Genomic DNA, 24,389 nt, shown 5'->3' on the forward strand with positions numbered 1-24,389 from the left:
ACAGTAGCTGCAGCGAGGATGGCTGTCCATAGCCTGTCGAAGCGCTTCGACTGCCTTCTCGCCTGCGTTTCTCTCTTCCGCCCTCCCCACGCAGTATCGGCCGAACGGCCGCACGAAGGGTGGTCGGGTCGCCCGGGATCGGGTACATACGATCGAGTAGCACCGACAAGTAACGTACGTCCGCAAGTTCGTGCAGGACGAATCGTGGCGAGGTGAGCCTCATGTCCGCACCACCCACCCCCTCCTCATCCTCCCGACCCACCGTCACCGAACGTGAGGCCCGCCAGGTCGCGGAGGCGGCCCGGGAACAGGACTGGCGCAAGCCCAGCTTCGCCAAGGAACTCTTCCTCGGCCGCTTCCGCCTCGACCTCATCCACCCCCACCCGCTCCCGGCCGAGGAGGACGTCCAGCGGGGCGAGGAGTTCCTCGCCAAACTGCGCGACTTCTGCGAGACGAAGATCGACGGCGCGGTGATCGAGCGCGACGCGCGCATCCCCGACGACGTGATCACCGGGCTGAAGGAGCTGGGCGCCTTCGGCATGAAGATCGACACCAAGTACGGCGGCCTCGGCCTGACCCAGGTCTACTACAACAAGGCCCTCGCCCTGGTCGGCTCCGCGAACCCGGCGATCGGCGCGCTGCTCTCCGCCCACCAGTCGATCGGCGTGCCGCAGCCGCTGAAGATGTTCGGCACCCAGGAGCAGAAGGACACCTTCCTGCCGCGCTGCGCCCGCACCGACATCTCGGCCTTCCTGCTGACCGAGCCGGACGTCGGCTCCGACCCGGCACGACTGGCCACCACGGCCGTCCGGGACGGCGACGACTACGTCCTCGACGGCGTGAAGCTGTGGACCACCAACGGCGTCGTCGCCGACCTGCTCGTGGTCATGGCCCGCGTCCCGAAGTCGGAGCAGGGCAAGGGGGGCATCACGGCGTTCGTGGTCGAGGCCGCCTCCGAGGGCATCACGGTCGAGAACCGCAACGCCTTCATGGGCCTGCGCGGCCTGGAGAACGGCGTCACCCGCTTCCACCGGGTCCGGGTGCCCGCCGCCCACCGTATCGGCCCGGAGGGCGCCGGCCTCAGGATCGCCCTGACCACCCTGAACACCGGCCGCCTCTCGCTGCCCGCGATGTGCGTCGGCGCCGGCAAGTGGTGCCTGAAGATCGCCCGCGAGTGGTCGGCGGTGCGCGAGCAGTGGGGCAAGCCGGTCGCGCTGCACGAGGCGGTCGGCTCCAAGATCTCCTTCATCGCGGCGACGACCTTCGCCCTGGAAGCCGTCCTGGACCTCTCCTCCCAGATGGCCGACGAGGACCGCAACGACATCCGCATCGAGGCGGCCCTCGCCAAGCTCTACGGGTCCGAGATGGCCTGCCTGATGGCCGACGAACTGGTCCAGATCCGCGGCGGCCGGGGCTTCGAGACCGCGGCCTCCCTCGAAGCCCGCGGCGAGCGCGCGGTCCCCGCCGAGCAGCTCCTGCGGGACCTGCGCATCAACCGGATCTTCGAGGGCTCCACCGAGATCATGCACCTGCTGATCGCCCGCGAGGCCGTCGACGCCCACCTCTCGGTCGCCGGCGACCTGATCGACCCCGACAAGTCCCTCTCGGACAAGGCAAGGGCGGGCGCGCAGGCCGGCGTCTTCTACGCCAAGTGGCTGCCGAAGCTCGTCGCAGGTCCCGGCCAACTCCCTCGCTCGTACGCGGACTTCCACCCGTCCGGTCACCCGGACCTCTCCGCGCACCTGCGCCACGTCGAACGCGCCGCCCGCAAGCTCGCCCGCTCCACCTTCTACGCCATGTCCCGCTGGCAGGGCCGGATGGAGACCAAGCAGGGCTTCCTGGGCCGCGTCGTCGACATCGGCGCGGAGCTGTTCGCGATGAGCGCCGCCTGCGTACGCGCCGAGCACCTGCGCGCCGAGGGCGACCACGGCCGCGAGGCCTACCAGCTCGCCGACGCCTTCTGCCGCCAGTCCCGCATCCGCGTCGAGGAGCTCTTCGGCCGCCTGTGGACCAACACCGACGACCTCGACCGCAAGGTCGTCAAGGGGGTGCTGGGCGGCGCGTACGAGTGGCTGGAGCAGGGCGTCGTCGACCCGTCGGGCGACGGCCCGTGGATCGCGGAGGCGGCCCCGGGCGCCAGCACGAAGGAGAACGTCCGCCGCGCCATCGGCTGAGGGCGGGGCGTGGCCCGGAGACGGGTGGCGGGCCGGGGCCCTGTCGCGGGTACGGGCCCGCCGTCGAAGGGCGCCCCGGCGTCCGGCCGGGAGCCGTGACCGTCCGCCGGCGCGGGTCGCAACGGCCTGGAGCGAGGTCAGCCGGTGTCCCGGCCGCTCGTGGGGGAGGGGCGACGCAGGGCGCCGCCCCTCGTCCTGGGCGGGGCGCGCGCCGCCGAGCCACGCTGGGGTGGGCGGATTCGAGGCCGGGCCACGTTCGGACGCCGTGGCCCCGACCCCGGCCCACCTGGCCCCGGCCCCGGTCCACCTAGCCCCGGCCCCGGTCCACCTGGCCCCGGTCCACCTGGCCCCGGTCCACCTGGCCCCGGCCCCGGTCCACCCGGGGGCGGCCCGCCCCCGGCCCGCCCGGAGGCGGCCCGGCGACTTGGCCCCGCAGCCGGGCCGGGCGTCGTCGGCGGCGCCGAGCCGCGACCCGAGCGCCCCCGGGGGCTCGTGCCGCCCGCCCGTCCGCCCTGGCCCGTACGGGCACGCCCCCGGATCCCGCGCCTCCTGCCCCGACCCCTTGCGGGCGGGAGGTGGCCGGAGGTGCGTCCCGGCGATCCCCGGCGCAGGCGCGCGACACCCGACCGAGGGACGCGCTGTCCTCCCGGAGGGGCGTTGCGGACACAATGGGGGGATGAGCGACAGTCCAGCCCCACTCGCCGACCCCCACCTCGTCTACGACCCGGTGGCGGGCGACGGCCCGAAGGACGTGGTGATCCTCGGGTCCACCGGGTCGATCGGGACCCAGGCCATCGACCTCGTGCTGCGCAACCCGGACCGCTTCCGGGTCACCGCCCTGTCCGCCAATGGCAGCCGGGTCGCCCTCCTCGCCGAGCAGGCGTACCGGCTCAAGGCGCGGACCGTCGCCGTCGCCCGCGAGGACGTCGTACCGGCGCTGCGGGAGGCGCTCACCGCCCAGTACGGGACGGGCGAGCCGCTCCCCGAGATCCTCGCCGGGCCGGAGGCGGCCACCCAGGTCGCCGCCTCCCAGTGCCACACCGTGCTCAACGGCATCACCGGCTCGATCGGACTCGCGCCCACCCTCGCCGCCCTGGAGGCGGGCCGCACCCTCGCGCTGGCCAACAAGGAGTCGCTCATCGTCGGCGGCCCGCTGGTCAAGGCGCTGGCCAAGCCGGGGCAGATCATCCCGGTGGACTCCGAGCACGCCGCCCTCTTCCAGGCGCTGGCCGCCGGCACCCGCGCCGACGTGCGCAAGCTGGTCGTCACCGCCTCCGGCGGCCCGTTCCGGGGCCGTACCAGGGACGAGCTGGCGGCGGTCACCGTCGAGGACGCGCTCGCCCACCCCACCTGGGCCATGGGCCCGGTGATCACGATCAACTCCGCGACCCTCGTCAACAAGGGCCTGGAGGTGATCGAGGCCCACCTGCTCTACGACATCCCCTTCGAACGCATTGAGGTGGTCGTGCATCCGCAGTCGTATGTCCACTCGATGGTTGAGTACACGGACGGATCGACCCTGGCCCACGCCACGCCCCCCGACATGGGCGGGCCCATCGCCGTGGGCCTCGGCTGGCCCGACCGCGTCCCCGACGCCGCGCCCGCCTTCGACTGGAGCAAGGCCTCGACCTGGGAGTTCTTCCCGCTGGACAACGAGGCTTTCCCCTCCGTCAACCTGGCCCGGCACGTCGGACAGCTCGCGGGCACGGCCCCGGCGGTGTTCAATGCCGCCAACGAGGAGTGCGTCGAGGCGTTCCGCTCCGGCGCGCTGCCGTTTCTCGGGATCATGGAGACCGTCACGCGGGTGGTCGAGGAGCACGGCACCCCCCGTACGGGAACCTCGCTCACCGTCGCGGACGTCCTCGAAGCGGAGACCTGGGCACGCGCCCGGGCCCGGCAACTGGCGGCACAGACGGCGGAGGCCCGTGCATGACGACCCTGATGTTCATCCTCGGCATAGTCCTCTTCGCCGCCGGCCTGCTCTTCTCCATCGCCTGGCACGAGCTGGGCCACCTGTCCACGGCCAAGATGTTCGGCATCCGGGTGCCGCAGTACATGGTGGGCTTCGGGCCGACACTCTTCTCGAGGAAGAAGGGCGACACCGAGTACGGGGTCAAGGCCATCCCGTTCGGCGGCTACATCCGCATGATCGGCATGTTCCCGCCCGGCCCCGACGGCCGCCTGGAGGCACGCTCCACCTCGCCCTGGCGCGGGATGATAGAGGACGCCCGCTCGGCCGCCTTCGAGGAACTGCAGCCCGGTGACGACAAGCGCCTCTTCTACACGCGCAAGCCGTGGAAGCGCGTCGTCGTGATGTTCGCCGGCCCGTTCATGAACCTGATCCTCGCCGTGGTGCTCTTCCTCACGGTGCTGATGGGATTCGGCATCTCCCAGCAGACCACCACCGTGAGCTCCGTCTCGCAGTGCGTCATCTCGCAGAGCGAGAACCGCGACGACTGCACCAAGGCGGACCCGGCCTCCCCGGCCGCCGCTGCGGGCCTCAGGGCGGGCGACAAGATCCTCGCCTTCGACGGCGTACGGACCGACGACTGGGACAAGCTGTCCGACCTGATCCGCGCCAACCCCGGCCAGGACGTGCCGGTCGTCGTCGAGCGCAAGGGCGAGGAGGTCACACTCCACGCGACCATCGCCACCAACAAGGTCGCCAAGAAGGACTCCAACGGACAGATCGTCCAGGGCGAGTACGTCACGGCGGGCTTCCTCGGCTTCAGCTCCGCCACCGGCGTGGTGAAACAGGACTTCGGTCAGTCCGTGACCTGGATGGGCGACCGGGTCGGCGACGCCGTCGACAACCTCGCCGCCCTGCCCGCAAAGATCCCCGCCCTGTGGGACGCGGCCTTCGGCGACGGACCCCGGGAGGCCGACTCCCCGATGGGCGTCGTCGGCGCGGCCCGCGTCGGCGGCGAGATCGCCACCCTGGACATCCCGCCCACCCAGCAGCTCGCCATGTTCGTCATGCTGGTGGCCGGCTTCAACCTCTCGCTGTTCCTCTTCAACATGCTCCCGCTGCTGCCGCTCGACGGCGGCCACATCGCGGGCGCGCTGTGGGAGTCGCTGCGCCGCGGCACCGCGAAGGTGCTGCGCAGGCCCGACCCCGGTCCGTTCGACGTGGCGAAGCTGATGCCGGTGGCCTACGTGGTGGCGGGCGTCTTCGTCTGCTTCACCCTGCTCGTGCTGGTGGCGGACGTCGTCAACCCGGTCCGCATAACCTGACCGCCGGACCGACCGCCACAGCCGGGAACGATGACCCGATCTGCGGACCGTCCGACCGATCCGACGAGAAGCCCGATCCGGAGAGCATGTCCCTCCGGATCGGGCTTCACTCGCCTCACCCGGCAGACGGACGCCATAGGGTGCATCTCCCGTACGCCGTGTGCCCGGCGTTCACGTCGGTGCCGTAATCTCGGATGCCGGAGCCCGCCGCTGAACGGGGCCGGACCTTGATCCACGACTTGGGGTTGCACAGCAGATGACTGCGATTTCTCTCGGCATGCCGGACGTTCCGACCAGGCTCGCGGAGCGCCGCAAGAGCCGGCAGATCCAGGTCGGACCCGTGGCGGTGGGCGGCGACGCCCCCGTGTCGGTGCAGTCCATGACCACGACCCGCACCTCCGACATCGGTGCCACCCTGCAGCAGATCGCCGAGCTGACGGCGTCCGGCTGCCAGATCGTCCGCGTGGCCTGCCCCACCCAGGACGACGCCGACGCCCTGCCGGTGATCGCGAAGAAGTCGCAGATCCCGGTGATCGCGGACATCCACTTCCAGCCCAAGTACGTCTTCGCCGCGATCGAGGCCGGCTGCGCGGCGGTCCGGGTGAACCCGGGCAACATCAAGCAGTTCGACGACAAGGTCAAGGAGATCGCCAAGGCGGCCAAGGACCACGGCACGCCGATCCGCATCGGCGTGAACGCGGGCTCCCTGGACCGCCGCCTGCTCCAGAAGTACGGCAGGGCGACTCCCGAGGCCCTCGCCGAGTCCGCCCTGTGGGAGGCGTCGCTCTTCGAGGAGCACGACTTCCGGGACATCAAGATCTCGGTCAAGCACAACGACCCGGTCGTCATGGTCGAGGCCTACCGCCAGCTCGCCGCCCAGTGCGACTACCCGCTGCACCTCGGCGTCACCGAGGCCGGCCCGGCGTTCCAGGGCACCATCAAGTCGGCGGTCGCCTTCGGCGCGCTGCTCTCCCAGGGCATCGGCGACACCATCCGCGTCTCCCTCTCCGCCCCGCCGGTCGAGGAGATCAAGGTCGGCATCCAGATCCTGGAGTCGCTCAACCTCCGCCAGCGCGGCCTGGAGATCGTCTCCTGCCCGTCCTGCGGCCGCGCCCAGGTCGACGTCTACAAGCTGGCCGAGGAGGTCACCGCCGGCCTGGAGGGCATGGAGGTCCCCCTCCGCGTGGCCGTCATGGGCTGCGTCGTCAACGGCCCCGGCGAGGCCCGCGAGGCCGACCTCGGCGTCGCCTCCGGCAACGGCAAGGGCCAGATCTTCGTCAAGGGCGAGGTCATCAAGACCGTCCCCGAGTCGAAGATCGTCGAGACCCTCATCGAGGAGGCCATGAAGATCGCCGAGCAGATGGAGAAGGACGGCGTGATCTCCGGCGAGCCCTCGGTCTCCGTCGCGGGCTGATCCGCCCACCAAGGCCGCGTCGCCCCGGGGGCGGCGCGGCATATGCACGACAGGTACAGTGCGGAGACCAGCAGATCTCAGGGTGAGGCCCCCGCACGTGTTGACGCAGACCACTACCCGCGTGCTCGAACCGAGCGACCTGGACGCCGCGCTCGCCGTCCTCGACCGCGAGCCGGTAGCCAACGCCTTCGTGACGGCACGCGTCCAGATCGCCGGCCTCGACCCGTGGCGCCTCGGCGGCGAGATGTGGGGCTGGTACGAGCACGGCATGCTCACGTCCCTGTGCTACGCGGGTGCCAACCTCGTCCCCATCTGCGCCACCCCGCGCGCCGTCCGCGCCTTCGCCGACCGCGCCCGGCGGGCCGGCCGCCGCTGCTCCTCGATCGTCGGCCCCGCCGAGCAGACCGCCCAGCTGTGGCGGCTGCTCGAACCGGGCTGGGGCCCGGCCCGCGAGGTCCGCGCCCACCAGCCCCTCATGGTCACCGACCGGCTCCCCGACGACATCGCCCCGGACCCGTACGTCCGCCGCGTCCGCAAGGACGAGGTGGAGCGGATCATGCCGGCCTGCGTGGCGATGTTCACCGAGGAGGTCGGCATCTCCCCGATGGCCGGCGACGGCGGCCTGCTCTACCAGGCCCGGGTCGCCGAACTCGTCGGCCTCGGGCGCTCCTTCGCCCGCTTCGACGCCGACGGCAGAGTGGTCTTCAAGGCCGAGATCGGCGCCGCCACCGACCGCGCCTGCCAGATCCAGGGCGTGTGGGTGCACCCCGAGTACCGCGGCAAGGGCCTGGCGGCTCCGGGCATGGCGGCGGTCCTGCGCCACGCCCTCGCGGACACCGCGCCGGTCGCGAGCCTCTACGTCAACGACTTCAACACGGCGGCGCGACGGACGTACCTGCGGGTCGGATTCCAGGAAGTGGGCGCCTTCATGAGCGTCCTGTTCTGAACTGCGCAGCAGACGGCGCCCCGCACCCGGACGACAACCGGAACACCCCTGTAGGCTCCCCGGCATGGACCTCGTGATCGGCCCACTGGACCTCTCCGCGCACGTGGACGAGGCGCTGGCCGTCCAAGCCGCCGCCTTCGGCCTCGGCCCCGACGAGGTGGCCGTCCGCCGTCAGATCGTGCTGCGCCACATGACCTACGCGGGCGCCAGGGCCCTCGGCGCCACCGAGCAGGGCCGGCTCGTCGGCTTCGTCTACGGCATGCCCAACGACCGCGCCCACTGGTGGTCCACCGTCGTCGAGCCCTACCTCCGCGCCCGGGACAACGACGCCTGGCTCGACGACTCCTTCGTCATCACCGAGCTCCACGTCCACCCGGCCCACCAGAACCGGGGCCTCGGCCGCACCCTGATCACCACGATCACCGACGCCGCCACCCAGCCCCGGTCGATCCTCTCCGCGATCGACCGGGACAGCCCCGCCCGCGGCCTCTACCACTCCCTCGGCTACCAGGACCTCGCCCGCCAGGTCCTCTTCCCGAGCGCCCCCAAGCCGTACGCGGTGATGGGCGCCACGCTCCCGCTGCGCAGGCGGTCACCGGCCGGTCGATAACCGATTTCCACCGCACCGGACCGCCCGGCTAACCTCCTAGCACCACCCTTACGCAGCAGGAGACACGAGAACCATGGCCAACGCACCGGTCCAGCGCATGTCGAAGTTGATGGCGAAGACGCTGCGCGACGACCCGGCCGACGCCGAGGTCCTCAGCCACAAGCTGCTGGTCCGCGCCGGCTACGTGCGCCGCACCGCCGCCGGCCTGTGGAGCTGGCTGCCCCTCGGCAAGAAGGTCCTCGGCAACATCGAGCGCATCGTCCGCGAGGAGATGGACGCCATCGGCGCCCAGGAGGTCCAGCTCCCCGCCCTCCTGCCGCGTGAGCCGTACGAGGCGACGGGCCGCTGGGACGAATACGGCCCCGAACTCTTCCGCCTCCAGGACCGCAAGGGCGGCGACTACCTCCTCGGCCCGACTCACGAGGAGATCTTCACCCTCCTGGTCAAGGACCAGGCGTCGTCCTACAAGGACCTGCCGGTCATCCTCTACCAGATCCAGAACAAGTACCGCGACGAGGCCCGCCCCCGGGCCGGCATCCTGCGCGGCCGCGAGTTCCTCATGAAGGACTCCTACTCCTTCGACGTGGCCGACGAGGGCCTCGCCGAGTCCTACGCCCTGCACCGCGCCGCCTACCAGCGCATCTTCGAGCGCCTGGGCCTCGACTACCGCATCGTCGCGGCCACCGCCGGCGCCATGGGCGGCTCCAAGTCCGAGGAGTTCCTCGCCCCCGCCGAGGCCGGCGAGGACACCTTCGCCGACTGCCCGAACTGCGACTACGCCGCCAACACGGAGGCGATCACCTACACCCTCACGCCGGTCGAGGCCACGGACGTGCCCGCCGCCGAGGACATCCCGACCCCCGACACCCCCACCATCGAGACCCTGGCCGCCTCCCTCGGCGTCGAGGCCTCCGCCACGCTCAAGAACCTCCTGGTCAAGGTGGACGGCGAGATCGTGGCCGTGGGCGTCCCCGGCGACCGCGAGGTCGACATGGACAAGGTGGAGGCGCACTTCGCCCCCGCCGCCGTCGAGCTGGTCACCGCCGAGGACTTCGTCGGCCGCCCCGACCTGGTCCGCGGCTACGTCGGCCCGCAGGGCCGCAGCGAGAAGCTCAAGTACATCGCCGACCCCCGCGTCGCGCCGGGCACCTCGTGGATCACGGGTGCCAACACGGCCGACACGCACGCCAAGAACGTCGTCGCGGGGCGCGACTTCGAGGTCGACGAGTACGTCGACGTCGTCGTCGTCCGCGAGGGCGACCCCTGCCCGAAGTGCGGCACCGGCCTGAAGCTGGACCGCGCCATCGAGATCGGCCACATCTTCCAGCTGGGCCGCAAGTACGCCGACGCGCTCAAGCTCGACGTCCTCGGCCAGAACGGCAAGCCGGCCCGCGTCACCATGGGCTCCTACGGCATCGGCGTCTCCCGCGCGGTGGCGGCCCTCGCCGAGCAGCACGCCGACGACAAGGGCCTCGTCTGGTCCAAGGAGGTCGCCCCGGCCGACGTCCACGTCGTCGCCGCGGGCAAGGCGCTGCAGACCGAACTGGCCCTGGAGGTCTCCGACAAGCTGGCCGCGGCCGGTGTCCGCGTCCTGGTGGACGACCGGGCGGGGGTCTCTCCCGGCGTGAAGTTCACCGACGCGGAACTCATCGGCGTCCCCCAGATCCTGGTCGCGGGCCGCCGCTCCGCCGAGGGCGTGGTCGAACTCAAGGACCGCCGCACGGGGGAGCGCGAGGAGGTAACGGTCGAGGAAGCCCTCGCCCGCCTCACCGCCTGACGCCGCGGCCGCGTGACCCGACGTTGCCCATGCGCCCGGCGCGGGCGCGGGCGGGGCCGGCCCACCGGCCCGGGGGCGGGGCGCGCGGCCCGGCGTTGCGGGGTGCCTCCCCCCGTGCCTGAACGGCCTGGGAGACACCCCCACCGCCCACCCGTGCCGCCCCAGCGGCACGACTGCCCGCAGCGACGGCGTGGCGAACTGCCCACAGCTGGGCGGCAGGCGTGGCGACTGCCCGCAGCAGCGGCGGTGGCGTGGCGGACTGCCTGCAGTGGCGGCGGTGGCGTGGCGGACTGCCTGCAGTGGCGGCGGTGGCGTGGCGGACTGCCCGCAGCGAGGGTGGCGGGGAGCCGCGTACGGCGGGGATGGGGCAGTGGCGTGGGGCGGCGGAGAGCCGCGTACGGCGAGGAGGGGTCGGGTCGGGGGGTGTCCGCCCGCAGCGGTTGGCGCGTCCGCGCCGGGGAAGATCTGTGGCCGACCGATTCCGCGCCGTTCCGAGGACGGACACCCCCCGGCCCGGCCCCGACCCACCCACCGAACCCACGGCGCTACGCGCACCCCCACCCAACCCGCACAGGCGCCGCAGGCATCCGCACCACCGCCGGAGGCACCCGCGCACAACGATCCGCCGCACTCCGCGTGCGCCACCCGCGGGCAAGGCAGATGCTGGACCCGTGATGGACGAGACGGAGTTCTGGGAGCTGATCGACGACGCGCGGCAGCGCGCTGACGGTGATCCCGAGGACCAGGCCGACCTGCTCGTGGAGCGGCTGCTCGGCATGGACCCGGACCTGGTGCTCGACTTCGCCCGGCACTTCGAGGCCCGCTACAACCGCGCCTGCGCCTGGGATCTGTGGGCCGCCGCGTGGGTGCTCCTGGGCGGGGCCAGCGACGACGCGTTCGACTTCTTCCGCTGCTGGCTGATCGGCCAGGGCCGCGAGGTGTACGAGGGTGCCGTGCACGACCCCGACTCGCTCGCCGAGCTGCTCGACGACTTCGACGACGAGCTTGACGGGGACGGCGAGGAGCTGGGATACGCGGCCGACGAGGCGTACGAGCAGCTCACCGGCGCCGTCGCTCCCGACCTGGGCATCGCGCCCGCGCCCGCCGAGCCGCTGGGTGTGCCGATCGACCTGGAGAACGACCGCGCCCTCGCCGAGCGCCTGCCCCGCCTGTGGGCGAGGTTCGGGCCGGGCTGAGAGACCACGGGAGCGGCGGTGGTCAGGCGCGTCCCTGGAGGCGGGCCGCCGTGTCCCTGATGTCGCCGAGACGTGCGGTGAGGGCCGCGCCCGGGCAGCTGGTCGCGTAGCCGTCGTCGTGGCCCGCGACGGCGGGCAGCGTGGCGGTGGCACCTGCGGCGAACCGGCTGAGTCCGTTGCTGGAGACGAGGGCCACCTCCCCCCGCGGGTCGGTGCCGCTCTCGCCCAGTTTCCAGGCGGCCACGGCGGCGATCGCGTCGGTCATCGCGTCGGGCACGGGCACGCCCGCGGTGTAGGTGCCGAGGGCGGCGATCCCGGTGGTGCGGTGGTTGAAGCCCTGGGTGTGGGCGCCGGTGACGGGACGGTCGATGCCGCCCGCCCGGCCCTCGTAGACGGTGCCGCAGCGGTCGACGACGAAGTTGTAGCCGATGTCGTCCCAGTCCCGGGCGCCGGTCTGTCCCTGGTACACCCCGCGCAGGATGGCCGGCACGTCGGCGCAGTCGTAGCCGTTCGGCGTGTCCGTGTGGTGGACGAAGACGGCGACGACCTTGTCGTCGTAGCGCGGGGCGGGCTGGTCGCGGGCGGCGTCGCCCAGCCAGACCGACCGGGGCACGATGTCGGGCCGGGGCGCGGCATACCGGTCGGCGGCGGCCGCCGGGGCGGCGCGGGCGGTCTGTTCGTCGGCCGCCCGTTCCACGCCGTTCGCGCACAGGAAGAGCGCGGCGACGGCGGCGAGGCCGGGCAGGGCGCCGAGCAGCGCCCGTGCCGCGACCGGTGTGCGGGCGGCGCCGGGTATGCCGGAGGTACGGCGCTCCCGGGCCCGGCGCGGCCCTCGGAAGACTCGCATGGTCCTACTGTCCGGCGGATCCGCTCTGTCCGCGATGTGTGGTGTGCCACCCGGTGGAACCATCGTCCCGGTGCACGGCGTTTCACGGTTGACCGCACACGTTCGCTCGCACGGGGTAGCCGTTCTCGGACACCCGTGCGCCTCAGGCTGATCATCGGCCCGGTACGGCACGTACTGAGGGTCCCGGGGTCCGGCAGAAAGGCGGTTCGCGTGGACCTGCTCGACATTGTGCTGCTGCTGGTGGTGCTGGCCTACGCGGCGTCCGGGTACCGGCGCGGGCTGGTGGCCGGCTGTGTGTCGCTGGCCGGCTTCGTGGGCGGTGCGGTGCTCGGCGTGTGGGTCCTGCCGTGGGTGACGGACCTGGTGGCGCGTGGCTCGACGGCGGCGACGGTGGTCGCGGTGGTCACGGTGCTGCTGCCGGCGATGGTGGGTCACGAACTGGCGGGGCGGCTCGCGCTGCGGCTGCGCCGGGAGCTGGACGCCGGTCCGCTCCGGGTGGCCGACGGGGCCGGCGGGGCGGTGGCGAACGCGGCGGCGGCGCTGATCGTGGCGTGGGTGGCGGCGAGCGTGCTGGCCGCCTCCTCGTCCTCGCTGCTCACCTCGGCGATTCGGGACTCGCGTGTGCTGGGCGGGGTCCAGCGGGTGATGCCGGACACCACCCCGGCCTGGTTCTCGCGGGCGACCTCGGCGCTGTCGGACGCCGGGTTCCCGCAGGTCTTCAACCCGTTCGAGAACGACTCGGCCGCCGAGGTCGCCGAGCCGTCCGGCGACAGCGTCACGCCCGCGGCCACCCGGGCGGCCAAGCTCAGCACGGTGAAGGTGGAGGGCGTGGCCGGCGCCCAGGGCCGGGAGGGCAGCGGCTTCGTGTACGCGCCGGAGCACGTGATGACCAACGCCCACGTGGTGGCCGGCATCGACGACCCGACCGTGCGGGTCGGCGGGGTGGGCCCGGCGTACGAGGCGCGGGTGGTGCTGTTCGACCCGGACAAGGACGTGGCCGTGCTGTACGTCCCCGACCTGAGGGCGCCGGTGCTGCGGTTCGACGAGGACGCCGCGCGGGGCGACGCGGCGGTGGTCGCGGGCTATCCGCAGGACGGCGCCCTGGACCTGCGGGCGGCGACGGTGGCGAACCGGATCCGCGCCACCGGCCAGAACATCTACAACGACGAGAGCGTCACCCGGGAGATCTACTCGATCCGTTCCACGGTCCGCCCGGGGAACTCGGGCGGCCCCCTGCTGACCACCGACGGACGGGTGTACGGCGTGGTGTTCGCCCGTTCCACCTCCGACGCCGAGACCGGCTACGTGCTGACGGCGGCCGAGGTGGCCCCGGAGGCACGCGACGCGGCGGACGCCACGCGGGCGGTGGACACGGGCGAGCCGGTCACGTCGTGAGCGCGCCCCGCCCGGGCCGTCACGTCGTGAGCGCGCCCCCGCCCGGGCCGGTCAGCATCTGTCCCATCAGGACGTCGTCGACGTACTGGCCGTCGAGGTGGAACTCCTCGGGCTGGACGCCCTCGACGACGAAACCCTCCGACTCGTAGAGCTTCCGGGCGGCCGTGTTGTGGCCCAGGACCCGCAGGGTGATCCGGCGGAAGCCCCCCTGCCGGGCCTCCTCGACGGCGGCCCGGACCAGGGCCCGCCCCACGCCGTGGCCGCGGGCCGCGCCGGCGACGGCGAGGCCGCGGATCTGGCGGACGTGGGTGTTGGAGGCCAGCGGGGTGGGGAAGCCGAGCCGGACGTAGCCGACGACGGCGCCGTCGAGTTCGGCGACCAGGTGGGCCTCGGGACCGCAGGTGTCGCGGAAGAAGGGGTCGTCCGGTCCCGGCGGGGGCGAGACGGCGTGCAGGTGGGACCAGGTCTCCAGGTCGATCCGGCGCAGTGGCTGTTCGTCCTCGGACCTGGCGTCGCGTATGTGCGGGGCTGGCATGACGGTCACTGTACGACGCGGTGAGGAGAACCGTTCCGTGGTTTTCTCCGGACCGCCAGGCAGGATGGGACCATGAACGACGGACGCGTGAACGACGCACGCTTGGGCACGGGACGTTCCCGCATCGCGGTGGCCGGTGCGTCCGGTCTCATCGGCGGCGCGCTGGTGGAGTCCCTCACCGCGGACGGGCACGAGGTGGTCCGCCTGGTGCGGCACGCGCCCGGGGGCCCGGACGAGGTCCGCTGGGACCCCGAGAACGGCCGGGTGGACGCGTCCGGGCTCGAGGGCTGCGACGCCGTGGTCAATCTGGCCGGGGCCGGGGTGGGCGACCGCCGCTGGACCGACGCGTACAAGACGCGCATCCGCAGCAGCCGGGTGCACGGCACGACGGCGCTCGCGGAGGCCGTCGCCTCGCTGGAGCGGCCGCCGCGCGTCTTCGTCAACGGCAGCGCGATGGGCTTCTACGGGGAGACCGGCGACCGGCCCGTGGACGAGAGCGCGCCTCCCGGTGAGGGCTTCCTGCCGGGTCTGTGCGTGGAGTGGGAGGCCGCGGCGACCCCGGCCCGGGAGGCGGGCGTGCGGACGGTGTTCACGCGCACCGGGCTGGTCGTCGCGCGCGGGGGCGGCGCCTGGGGGCGGCTCTTCCCGCTCTTCCGGGCGGGGCTCGGCGGGCGGCTGGGCGACGGGTCGCAGTACTGGTCCTTCGTGGCGCTGCACGACGAGGTGGCGGCGATCCGGCACCTGATGGACCGGGACGACTTGTCCGGCCCCTTCAATCTGACCGCCCCGCAGCCGGTGACGAACCGTGAGGTGACGGTGGCCATGGGGCGGGTGCTGCACCGCCCGGCGCCGTTCGCGGTGCCCGCGCCGGTACTGCGGGCGGTGCTCGGCGAGATGGCGGGCGACGTGCTCGGCAGCGCCAGGGTCATTCCCGCCCGCCTGCTGGACTCGGGCTTCCGGTTCGCGTTCCCGGAGATCGACGGGGCGATCCGGGCGGCGCTGTAGGGGTGGAAGTGTCGCTCACCGCCCCTCCTGCCGGCTGAACGACGGCCGACCAGCGACCGGTCACTGACGGCTTGCTGACCGATTGACGACCAACTGGCGACCGAACAGCGGCCTTATCGCACCCGCATGCGACCGGTGTGCGACCGTGTACCGCCTCCGTGCGACTCCCCCTGCCCGTTCCTGACCCTAACCTCGTCTCGAACTCGGCTATTCCTCAAGGCTGTTGGGGGCATGACGTTCCCAGCGGCCGCGCAACCTCGAGGAGGGGCACGTGCTTGAGCCCGCGTACCAGGCGGACGTCGTCGTCGTGGGGGCCGGGGTCGCCGGACTCGCCGCGGCGGAACGGCTGACCAGCGCAGGAGTGACGACCACGGTCCTGGAGGCCGCCCATGCGGTGGGCGGCCGGATGGCCACCGAGAAGGTCGACGGTTTCCGGCTCGACAGAATCGGACAGCTGCTGTCCACGGCGTATCCCGAACTGCACCGCACCCCCGGGCTCGACGGCCTCGCGCTGCTGCCCTTCGCCCCCGGTGTCCTGCTGCACAGCGAGGGCCGGCACCACCGCGCGGGCGCCCCGGCGGGCGTACGGAGCGCGCGGGGCGCACTCCATGCGGTGCGCGCCCTGGCGAGCGCCCCTCGCTCGATGTCCGCGCCCCGGCGCACGATGCACGCGCCGGGGGCCGCGCCCGGCAGGCCCGCCACCGCGCCCCGCACCCGCGGGGGCGCCCCGGTCGGCACCGCGTTCGACCAGGCCCGGCTCGGTGCCGCGCTGGCCCGGCTGGCGCACACCCCGGCCGAGCGGCTGCTGGCCCGCCCGGAGCTGCCCGCCGCCCGGGCGCTGGCCGCCCGCGGGCTGCCGGCCCGCACCATCGACGGATTCCTGCGTCCGCTGCTCGCCGCCCTGCTGTACGACCCGGACCTCACGACCTCCAGCCGGTGCGCGGACCTCGCGCTGCGCGCCTTCGCCGGCGGGCGGCTGGTGCTGCCGGAGGGCGGCGCGGAGGCCCTGCCGGAGCACCTGGCGCGGTCGCTGCCGCCTGGCACGGTGCACACCGGCGTGCGCGTCACCTCGGTGGCGACCAACGCCGTGACCACCGCGGAGCACGGCGTCGTCCGCTGCCGGGCCGTCCTGGTGGCGACCGACGCCCGTGCGGCGGCCGAACTGCTGCCGGGCCTGCGGGTACCGGACTTCCACCCGGTGACGGTGGTCCACCACACCACCGACGAGCCGCCGACGACCGGCGCGTCCCTGCTGCTCGACGCCGACCGCGGCGGCCCGGTCGCCCACACGGCGCAGATCAGCCGGGTGGACCCGTCCCGCGCACCGGCCGGACGCACCCTGGTCTCCTCAACAGTCCTCGGCCCGCCCCCGCCCGACCTCGACACCGCCGTACGCATCCATCTCGCCCGCCTCTACGGCACCCCGACCAGCCGCTGGGAGACCCTCGCCGTGCACCACACGCCCGAGGCGGTGCCCGCGATGCGCCCGCCGCACGACCCGCGCAGGCCGGTACGGCTGCTGGCCGGGCTGTACGTGTGCGGCGACCACCGCGACACCAGCACCGTCCAGGGCGCGCTCCACTCGGGCCACCGCGCCTCGGCGGCGATCCTGTCGGACCTGGGCGTGGACCGCCCGATGCACTCGGCGGAACCGGCCCGAGCGGCCTGATGCCGGCCGGCCCGGTCGGCTCGGCACCGCATACCCGGGCGGTCCCGGCCCGACCGCGGCAGCCCGAGCAGTCCGGGCCAGGACGGCACCGGGTAGGCCGCCCCGCCCATGCCCGCATCGGGAACCGGGGCAACTGCCGACGCGAGCGCGCCGCCCCGCCCGAGCTCCCTCCCCTCAGGAACGGACGGATCCCAGGGCCCAGAACCGGCCCTGGGCAACGGCGCCACGGACACTCCCCGGCCCGGACGCCCCGGAAGGCACCCCACCCCGGACGAGCACAGCGCCCAGGTCAGCGGCGGGGCCCCCGGTGGTCCCGGGAGGTCCGGGACGGTCCCGGGCTGTCACCACCGGGACGGCCCGCGGCACGTGCCTACCCGAGGGCCGCCACCTTGTCCCGGTATCCCCGGACCGGGGCCGCGTCCCGGTACGGCTCCAGGCGGCGTTCGAAGTCGCGGACGTACTCCGTGGCGCGCACCGAGCGCATCTCGGCCGCCTGCCCCGCCGCCTCCGCGGCCAGCTGGCAGGCCTGGTCGAGTTCGCCGAGGCCGAGCCGTGCGGTGGCGAGGACGACCCGGCTGAACAGCCGGCTGCGGGCGAAGACGGGGGCGCGCAGTTGCAGCGAGCGCTCCGCGTGCTGGGCGGCGGCGCGGAACTGCTGCAGGTCGCGGTGGCAGTGCCCGAACTCGTCGGCGAGCTGCGCCTCGTCGAAGAAGCGCGCCCAGTGGGGCACCTCGTCGCCCGGCCGGGCGGCCTCCAGCGCCCGCTCGGCGCGCACCAGGGCAGCGGTGCAGGCCCGCACCTCCCCGAGGACGGCGTGCGCCCGCGCCTCCGCGGCGTGCAGCAGCGTCTGCACGACCGGCGGCGCCGAGGTCCCGACCCCCTGCTGCGCCACCCGCGTGAGCTGGACGGCCTCCCGCCCGTGCCCCAGGTAGACGGCCTGCCGGCTCATCGTGACCAGCACGTACGAGCCGTACGCCCGGTCCGCCGCCGCCTGCGACAGCCGCAGGGCCTGCACGAAGTAGCGCTGGGCGAGTCCGTGGGCGGCGATGTCGTACGACGTCCAGCCGGCGAGCCGGGTCAGGTCGGCGGCGGCGGCGAAGAGGCGTCGGCCGGTCTGCTCGCCGTAGGTGCCGCGCAGCATCGGCTCCAGCTCGTGCTCCAGGTACCGCACGAGGGCCTGGCGGGCGTGTCCGCCGCCGTACCGGTCGTCGAGGCTGCGGAACAGCTCGCCGACCGAGCGCAGGGCGGCGAGGTCGCCGCCGCCGACCTTCTGCCCCGGGCCGCGTTCGGCCGGGGTCCGGCGCCTGGACGCATCGAGCGGGACGGCGAGCCTCGGGGTCGCGGGGCGGCCCTGCGCGGGGATGCGGACGGGCACCTCGGTGCGGGCCACCTTCTCGTCGGCGCGGCCGATCAGCCAGTCCCGGCTGGGCACGACGAGCCCGGCCGGGGTGAAGGCGATCTTCCGCAGCTCGGCATGGCTGCCGGAGTCCTTGCGCCACAGCCCGCCGACGATGTCGACCGCCTCTTCCGGGCTCCCGGCGAACTCCAGGCCCGCGTAGACGGGCGCGCAGGCGTCCAGGCCGAGGTCCTGGGCGGTCAGACGGCGGCCCAGGCGCCGGGTGAAGACCTCGGCGATCAGGGCCGGCGTGGTGCCGCGGGGCTGCTGGCCGCGCAGCCACCGGGTGACGGACGTCTTGTCATATCTCAGGTCCAGGCCGTGTTCGAGTCCGAGCTGGTCGACGCGACGCGCGAGACCCGCGTTCGAGAACCCCGCTTCGGCGATGAGCGCGGCGAGCTGGCGGTTGGCGGTGCGCTGCGCGGGTCGTTCCGTCATGGTGCGGTGCGGTCTCCTGCCTTCCGGGCGTTCGAAGTGCCCGGAGCGCCTGTGAGCAGCCCTTATGGCCTCGTGAAGGCGTGAATGTAGCGGAGAGTAAGCACCCGATCGCACAATTCGCCCGGCATTCATCCGATCGTGTGAGGATTGCCCGCCCGGCTGACGACACACGGACGGTCGTACAGTGGCGTGGGCACGCTTCGTGCCTTACGACCTTGCAGGGAGGCACGTGCCGTGAGTGAGCTGCGCTTCGTCCGGATGGGGTTCGGTGCCGAACGCGTCGACTACCAGGAGGCGTGGGACGAACAGCGCCGGGTGCACGCCGCGCGGTTCGCCGACGAGGTCCCCGACACCGTGCTGCTCCTCGAACACCCGCCGGTCTACACGGCCGGCCGGCGCACCGAGGACAGCGAGCGGCCCCTCGACGGCACCCCGGTCGTCGACGTGGACCGCGGCGGCAAGATCACCTGGCACGGCCCGGGACAGCTGGTGGGCTACCCGATCCAGAAGCTGCCGCGCCCCGTCGACGTGGTGGCCCACGTCCGGCGCCTGGAGGAGGCCCTGATCCGCACCTGCGCGGAGTTCGGCCTGGAGAGCACCCGGGTCGAGGGCCGCAGCGGCGTCTGGGTCCTCGGCGACCCGGTCGAGCGGCGCCCGAAGCTCGGCGGCCTGTCCCTGGACTTCGACCCGCGCCTGACGGACGAGGAGTTCGACCCCCGGCTCAACGGCCCCGAGTACGCCCCGTCCAACGCGGGCCAGCGCCGCGAGGACCGCAAGATCGCCGCGATCGGCATCCGGGTCGCCAAGGGCGTCACGATGCACGGCTTCTCGTTCAACGTGAACCCCGACAACAAGTGGTTCGACAAGATCATCCCCTGCGGCATCCGCGACGCGGGCGTGGCCTCCCTGGCGAACGAGCTCGGCCGCGAGGTGACCATCGAGGAGGTCCTCCCGGTGGTGGAGCGCCACCTGCGGGACATCCTGGAGAACGCGGAACTGAAGCCGAGGGAGATCGAGAAGACCCCGGCGGCATGAATCCACCCCGGCGGCACAGCTCCGGCCCGGCGGCACAGATCCAGCGCCGGGGGCAAGAATCCAGCCCGTGGGGGCGCCCTCTCCGGGGGAGTTCGAGGACGCGGCCCGTCAGGGCCGACGCGGGGGCCCGGGGGGCGGCAGCCCCCGGAGGCCAGCACCGACGCCGACCAACAAATCAACGGGCGTACCCTGAAGAACGCCGAAGAATCAAACGCTAGGGAGCCGGTCGTGTCCGCAGTCGCACCCGACGGACGCAAGATGCTGCGCCTGGAGGTCCGCAACAGCCAGACCCCCATCGAGCGCAAGCCCGAGTGGATCAAGACCCGGGCGAAAATGGGCCCCGAGTACACCAAGATGCAGAACCTCGTGAAGAGCGAGGGCCTGCACACGGTCTGCCAGGAAGCCGGCTGTCCCAACATCTACGAGTGCTGGGAGGACCGCGAGGCGACCTTCCTCATCGGCGGCGACCAGTGCACCCGGCGCTGCGACTTCTGCCAGATCGACACGGGCAAGCCCGAGGCGCTGGACCGCGACGAGCCGCGCCGCGTCGGCGAGTCCGTGGTCACGATGGACCTGAACTACGCCACCATCACCGGCGTCGCCCGCGACGACCTCCCCGACGGCGGCGCCTGGCTGTACGCGGAGACGGTGCGCCAGATCCACCAGCAGACCGCGGAGCGCGCCGACGGCCGCACCAAGGTCGAGCTGCTGGCCCCCGACTTCAACGCGGTCCCGGAGCTGCTCCGGGAGGTCTTCGACTCCCGCCCCGAGGTCTTCGCGCACAACGTCGAGACGGTCCCGCGGATCTTCAAGCGCATCCGTCCCGGCTTCCGCTACGAGCGTTCCCTGAAGGTCATCACGGACGCCCGCGACTACGGCCTGGTCACCAAGTCGAACCTGATCCTCGGCATGGGCGAGACCCGCGAGGAGATCAGCGAGGCACTGAAGGAACTGCACGAGGCAGGCTGCGAGCTGATCACCATCACGCAGTACCTGCGCCCGTCCGTGCGCCACCACCCCGTGGAGCGCTGGGTCAAGCCGCAGGAGTTCGTGGAGCTCAAGGAGGAGGCCGAGCAGATCGGTTTCTCCGGCGTGATGTCGGGCCCGCTGGTCCGGTCCTCGTACCGGGCGGGACGGCTCTACGGAATGGCCATGGAGCAGCGCCGGTCCGCCACCGTGTGAATTCCCGCACAAGTAACTACTCGCCAGTAATGGCCGAGATTCCGCGGCCCCGACCGTCCTCGCTGATGAGGGCACCGGTCGGGGTCGCGCGCCCGTTCCACGGCCCGGCAACGCGGCTTCATGTGCGTTTGACCGGCGGGTCACGCCCTGGTAACACCAATCAGTGACCCTGGAATCACAGCACGTGCACGATCACGTACACCACCGCGTACACCAGCCTCCACACCCGGAGCCGTACCGAGGGGGACCTTCACGATGCAGGCCGCGCCCGTTCGCGCCACCACCGTCCGCGCCACCACCGTCCGCGCCACCGCCATCCCGTCGTTCGGCACCGCCCTGCGGGCCGTCGAGTCGCTGCTGATGAGCGGCGGCCAGCGCACCGCCCGGCGCAACGCGTGGAACTCCGTCCTCGAGGACCGCCGCCGCGCCAAGGACCGCATCGAGACGGAGCGCGCGCTGCGGCAGTCCGTCGCCGGCCGCCCCTGAGCCCGGCTCCCGTCCCTCCCGTCCCCCCGCCGCCGGGCACTGCCGTCGTCGGCGCTTTCGGGGGCACGTAGACTTCGTGCCATGGCGAGGAAGGAACCCGCAGCGGACGCTGCGAACCCCGGGCGACTGAAGCAGATCGCTCTGACCTACAAGATGACCCGCAAGGCCGACAAGAAGATCGGTCTTGTGCTCGCGGGTGTCGGCATCGTCGTCTTCGGTGTCCTCCTCGGGATCGGTTTCTTGATCGGTCACCCCATCTATCTCGGCATCCTGGGCGTGCTGCTCGCCTTCCTCGCGACGGCGATCGTCTTCGGGCGCCGGGCCGAGCGGGCGGCCTTCGGCCAGATGGAGGGACAGCCGGGCGCGGCGGCGGCCGTACTGGACAACATCGGCCGGGGCTGGACGACCACCCCCGCGGTGGCGATGAACCGCAACCAGGACGTGGTGCACCGCGCGGTCGGCAAGGCCGGCATCGTGCTGGTCGCGGAGGGCAACCCGAATCGGGTGAAGTCCCTGCTCGCGGCCGAGAAGAAGAAGATGAACCGCATCGTGGCCGACGTCCCGGTGCACGACCTGGTCGTGGGCACCGGCGAGGGCCAGGTCGAGCTGAAGAAGCTGCGCACGACCATGCTCAAGCTGCCCCGCGTCCTGAGCGGCCCGCAGGTCACCGTGACCAACGACCGACTGCGCGCCCTGGGCGACCTGATGAGCAACATGCCGCTGCCCAAGGGCCCGATGCCGAAGGGCATGCGGATGCCCCGCGGCGGCAACCCCCGGCAGCGCTGACCCGCAGGACTCCGAGACGCCGGTACGGCGACGGGGGCGGCCCGAGTGGATCGGGCCGCCCCCGTCGCCGTACCGGCGTCGTCCTGGTGCGTGCGGGTCAGACGCGGATTTCCACGGTGCGCGCCAGCCGGTCGTGCAGGCCCCGGCCGTCGCGGTCCCAGATCAGCGCCGGGAGAGCGAGGCAGAGCAGGACCGAGCGCAGCAGAGCCCGCAGCGGGCTGGGCCGGCCGGTGACGACGTCCACGACCCGCAGGCCGAAGAGGCGCTTGCCGGGGGTGGAGCCGATGGTGCCGACGGTCAGCACGCTCAGGGCGAAGAAGATCAGCAGGGCCCAGTTGCTCGCCGTCTGCCCGTAGCTGCCCGTGATGAGGCCGTATGCGATCAGGGAGCACAGGGCCCAGTCGACGGCCAGCGCACCGAGCCGCCTGCCCGGGCGGGCGATCGAGCCCGGTCCCTCCTCGGGCAGACCGAGCTGCTCGCCGCGGTATCCGAGATCGGCGCCGGCCTCTTCGACGGCCGCGCGGGGGCCGGAGAGCCACGAGCCGATTGCTTGCCTGTTGTCCACCCGACCACGGTACTGCGCCCGTATACGCACCGGGGACGGTGGGGTGTGAGGGTCCCCGATCCGGCCTAGGCTGGGGAGGGAGCCGGTTAACTTCTGCGAAACAAATGGGTCACGCCCGAGAAATCACCCGTCCCTAGGGTCGAGGAGGCGTGTGCCACCCGCACTGGCCGCACGAACGATCTACCAACCCGGCGGGACGGTCGGGAGTAGGAGGAGCTGGATGTTCCAGAACGCCGACGACGTCAAGAAGTTCATCGCGGACGAGGACGTCAAGTTCGTCGATGTCCGGTTCTGCGACCTGCCGGGCGTCATGCAGCACTTCACGTTGCCCGCCGAGGCGTTCGACCCCGACGACGAGCAGGCCTTCGACGGATCCTCGATCCGCGGCTTCCAGGCCATCCACGAGTCGGACATGTCCCTGCGCCCCGACCTGTCCACCGCGCGCGTCGACCCGTTCCGCCGGGACAAGACGCTCAACATCAACTTCTTCATCCACGACCCGATCACGGGCGAGCAGTACTCCCGCGACCCGCGGAACGTGGCGAAGAAGGCCGAGGCGTACCTGGCCTCCACGGGCATCGCCGACACGGCGTTCTTCGGTCCGGAGGCGGAGTTCTACGTCTTCGACTCGGTCCGCTTCGCCACCAGCGCGAACGAGTCCTTCTACCACATCGACTCCGAGGCCGGCGCCTGGAACACCGGCGCCCTGGAGGACAACCGCGGCTACAAGGTCCGCTACAAGGGCGGCTACTTCCCGGTCCCGCCGGTCGACCACTTCGCCGACCTGCGCGCCGAGATCTCCCTGGAGCTGGAGCGTTCCGGCCTGAAGGTCGAGCGCCAGCACCACGAGGTGGGCACCGCCGGTCAGGCGGAGATCAACTACAAGTTCAACACGCTGCTCGCCGCCGCCGACGACCTCCAGCTCTTCAAGTACATCGTGAAGAACGTGGCCTGGAAGAACGGCAAGACGGCGACCTTCATGCCGAAGCCGATCTTCGGCGACAACGGCTCGGGCATGCACGTCCACCAGTCGCTGTGGTCCGGCGGCGAGCCGCTCTTCTACGACGAGCAGGGCTACGCCGGCCTGTCGGACACCGCCCGCTACTACATCGGCGGCATCCTCAAGCACGCCCCGTCGCTGCTGGCCTTCACCAACCCGACGGTGAACTCCTACCACCGCCTGGTGCCGGGCTTCGAGGCGCCGGTCAACCTGGTGTACTCGCAGCGCAACCGCTCGGCCGCGATGCGCATCCCGATCACGGGCTCGAACCCGAAGGCCAAGCGCGTGGAGTTCCGCGCCCCGGACGCCTCCGGCAACCCGTACCTGGCCTTCTCGGCGCTGCTGCTGGCGGGCCTGGACGGCATCAAGAACAAGATCGAGCCGGCCGAGCCGATCGACAAGGACCTCTACGAGCTGGCTCCCGAGGAGCACGCGAACGTGGCGCAGGTCCCGACCTCGCTGGGCGCGGTCCTCGACCGCCTGGAGGCCGACCACGAGTTCCTGCTCCAGGGCGACGTGTTCACGCCGGACCTGATCGAGACGTGGATCGACTTCAAGCGCGCCAACGAGATCGCGCCGCTGCAGCTGCGTCCGCACCCGCACGAGTTCGAGATGTACTTCGACGTGTGATCGACCGGGCCCGAGCCCGAGCCGTCCGGCGCCCCCGCCCCCTCTTTCCGGACCTTCCCGGAGGGCGGG

Annotated in this window: 20 protein-coding genes; 16 read left to right on the forward strand and 4 right to left on the reverse strand. The window is 72.5% G+C overall.

Annotation, left to right across the window (positions count from 1 at the left end):
* Window positions 1–221: 221 nt before the first annotated feature.
* From AB0P07_RS12770 to AB0P07_RS12805, 8 genes are all read left to right on the forward strand, one after another.
* Entirely contained in the window at window positions 222–2,174 is a 1,953-nt protein-coding gene (locus AB0P07_RS12770; RefSeq protein ID WP_365549062.1) for an acyl-CoA dehydrogenase family protein, read from the forward strand.
* Window positions 2,175–2,850: 676 nt separating this feature from the next.
* Window positions 2,851–4,107, forward strand: a complete 1,257-nt coding sequence (gene dxr / locus AB0P07_RS12775) for a 1-deoxy-D-xylulose-5-phosphate reductoisomerase (RefSeq protein WP_365549065.1) — start codon at window positions 2,851–2,853, stop codon at window positions 4,105–4,107.
* An 8-nt stretch (window positions 4,108–4,115) separates the two neighbouring features.
* On the forward strand, window positions 4,116–5,408 hold the full coding sequence (locus AB0P07_RS12780; RefSeq protein ID WP_365549288.1) for a site-2 protease family protein: 1,293 nt from the start codon (window positions 4,116–4,118) through the stop codon (window positions 5,406–5,408).
* A 256-nt stretch (window positions 5,409–5,664) separates the two neighbouring features.
* A complete protein-coding gene (ispG, locus tag AB0P07_RS12785) occupies window positions 5,665–6,822 on the forward strand; it encodes a flavodoxin-dependent (E)-4-hydroxy-3-methylbut-2-enyl-diphosphate synthase (protein WP_164366844.1) in 1,158 nt (385 codons plus the stop codon).
* 97 nt (window positions 6,823–6,919) lie between these two features.
* Window positions 6,920–7,768, forward strand: a complete 849-nt coding sequence (locus AB0P07_RS12790) for a GNAT family N-acetyltransferase (protein WP_365549068.1) — start codon at window positions 6,920–6,922, stop codon at window positions 7,766–7,768.
* A 64-nt stretch (window positions 7,769–7,832) separates the two neighbouring features.
* Window positions 7,833–8,378, forward strand: coding sequence for a GNAT family N-acetyltransferase (locus AB0P07_RS12795; RefSeq protein ID WP_102928974.1), 546 nt, complete (start codon window positions 7,833–7,835; stop codon window positions 8,376–8,378).
* 73 nt (window positions 8,379–8,451) lie between these two features.
* Entirely contained in the window at window positions 8,452–10,155 is a 1,704-nt protein-coding gene (locus AB0P07_RS12800; protein ID WP_365549071.1) for a proline--tRNA ligase, read from the forward strand.
* A 674-nt stretch (window positions 10,156–10,829) separates the two neighbouring features.
* The gene (locus tag AB0P07_RS12805; RefSeq protein WP_365549290.1) at window positions 10,830–11,351 is read left to right on the forward strand and encodes a DUF4240 domain-containing protein; all 522 of its coding nucleotides are present in this window, start codon (window positions 10,830–10,832) and stop codon (window positions 11,349–11,351) included.
* Between the two features lie 22 nt (window positions 11,352–11,373).
* On the opposite strand, the gene AB0P07_RS12810 is transcribed toward AB0P07_RS12805, so the two are convergent.
* On the reverse strand, window positions 11,374–12,261 hold the full coding sequence (locus AB0P07_RS12810) for a peptidoglycan recognition protein (protein WP_365549074.1): 888 nt from the start codon (window positions 12,259–12,261) through the stop codon (window positions 11,374–11,376).
* A 147-nt stretch (window positions 12,262–12,408) separates the two neighbouring features.
* Between AB0P07_RS12810 and AB0P07_RS12815 the strand changes: the two genes are divergently transcribed.
* Window positions 12,409–13,593, forward strand: a complete 1,185-nt coding sequence (locus AB0P07_RS12815; protein ID WP_365549077.1) for a MarP family serine protease — start codon at window positions 12,409–12,411, stop codon at window positions 13,591–13,593.
* Window positions 13,594–13,612: 19 nt separating this feature from the next.
* Here the strand turns inward: AB0P07_RS12815 and AB0P07_RS12820 are convergent, their stop codons facing one another.
* Window positions 13,613–14,128: a GNAT family N-acetyltransferase gene (locus tag AB0P07_RS12820; RefSeq protein WP_365549080.1), complete on the reverse strand. Its 516-nt coding sequence runs from the start codon at window positions 14,126–14,128 to the stop codon at window positions 13,613–13,615.
* Window positions 14,129–14,200: 72 nt separating this feature from the next.
* Between AB0P07_RS12820 and AB0P07_RS12825 the strand changes: the two genes are divergently transcribed.
* Window positions 14,201–15,133 carry a TIGR01777 family oxidoreductase gene (locus AB0P07_RS12825; RefSeq protein WP_365549083.1) on the forward strand — a complete coding sequence of 311 codons (933 nt, stop codon included), beginning with the start codon at window positions 14,201–14,203 and terminating at the stop codon, window positions 15,131–15,133.
* Window positions 15,134–15,404: 271 nt separating this feature from the next.
* The gene (locus AB0P07_RS12830) at window positions 15,405–16,802 is read left to right on the forward strand and encodes an NAD(P)/FAD-dependent oxidoreductase (RefSeq protein ID WP_365549085.1); all 1,398 of its coding nucleotides are present in this window, start codon (window positions 15,405–15,407) and stop codon (window positions 16,800–16,802) included.
* Window positions 16,803–17,172: 370 nt separating this feature from the next.
* Here AB0P07_RS12830 and AB0P07_RS12835 read toward each other — a convergent pair whose 3' ends face one another.
* Complete coding sequence (locus tag AB0P07_RS12835) at window positions 17,173–18,636, reverse strand: regulator (RefSeq protein ID WP_365549088.1); 1,464 nt, start codon at window positions 18,634–18,636, stop codon at window positions 17,173–17,175.
* A gap of 234 nt (window positions 18,637–18,870) precedes the next feature.
* On the opposite strand from AB0P07_RS12835, the gene lipB reads away from it, so the two are divergent.
* The 4 genes from lipB (at window position 18,871) to AB0P07_RS12855 (ending at window position 22,125) form a co-directional block, all read left to right on the forward strand.
* Entirely contained in the window at window positions 18,871–19,671 is an 801-nt protein-coding gene (gene lipB, locus AB0P07_RS12840; protein WP_365549091.1) for a lipoyl(octanoyl) transferase LipB, read from the forward strand.
* Between the two features lie 228 nt (window positions 19,672–19,899).
* On the forward strand, window positions 19,900–20,853 hold the full coding sequence (gene lipA, locus AB0P07_RS12845) for a lipoyl synthase (RefSeq protein WP_102927476.1): 954 nt from the start codon (window positions 19,900–19,902) through the stop codon (window positions 20,851–20,853).
* Window positions 20,854–21,108: 255 nt separating this feature from the next.
* Window positions 21,109–21,339, forward strand: a complete 231-nt coding sequence (locus tag AB0P07_RS12850; protein ID WP_365549094.1) for a hypothetical protein — start codon at window positions 21,109–21,111, stop codon at window positions 21,337–21,339.
* Between the two features lie 81 nt (window positions 21,340–21,420).
* Complete coding sequence (locus AB0P07_RS12855; protein ID WP_365549097.1) at window positions 21,421–22,125, forward strand: DUF4191 domain-containing protein; 705 nt, start codon at window positions 21,421–21,423, stop codon at window positions 22,123–22,125.
* A gap of 97 nt (window positions 22,126–22,222) precedes the next feature.
* Here AB0P07_RS12855 and AB0P07_RS12860 read toward each other — a convergent pair whose 3' ends face one another.
* Window positions 22,223–22,690, reverse strand: a complete 468-nt coding sequence (locus tag AB0P07_RS12860) for an RDD family protein (protein WP_365549099.1) — start codon at window positions 22,688–22,690, stop codon at window positions 22,223–22,225.
* Between the two features lie 220 nt (window positions 22,691–22,910).
* On the opposite strand from AB0P07_RS12860, the gene glnA reads away from it, so the two are divergent.
* Window positions 22,911–24,320, forward strand: a complete 1,410-nt coding sequence (gene glnA / locus AB0P07_RS12865) for a type I glutamate--ammonia ligase (protein WP_226024455.1) — start codon at window positions 22,911–22,913, stop codon at window positions 24,318–24,320.
* Window positions 24,321–24,389 lie beyond the last annotated feature (69 nt).

This window comes from Streptomyces sp. NPDC085944 (genome assembly GCF_040686295.1).
GTDB lineage: Bacteria > Actinomycetota > Actinomycetes > Streptomycetales > Streptomycetaceae > Streptomyces > Streptomyces salinarius.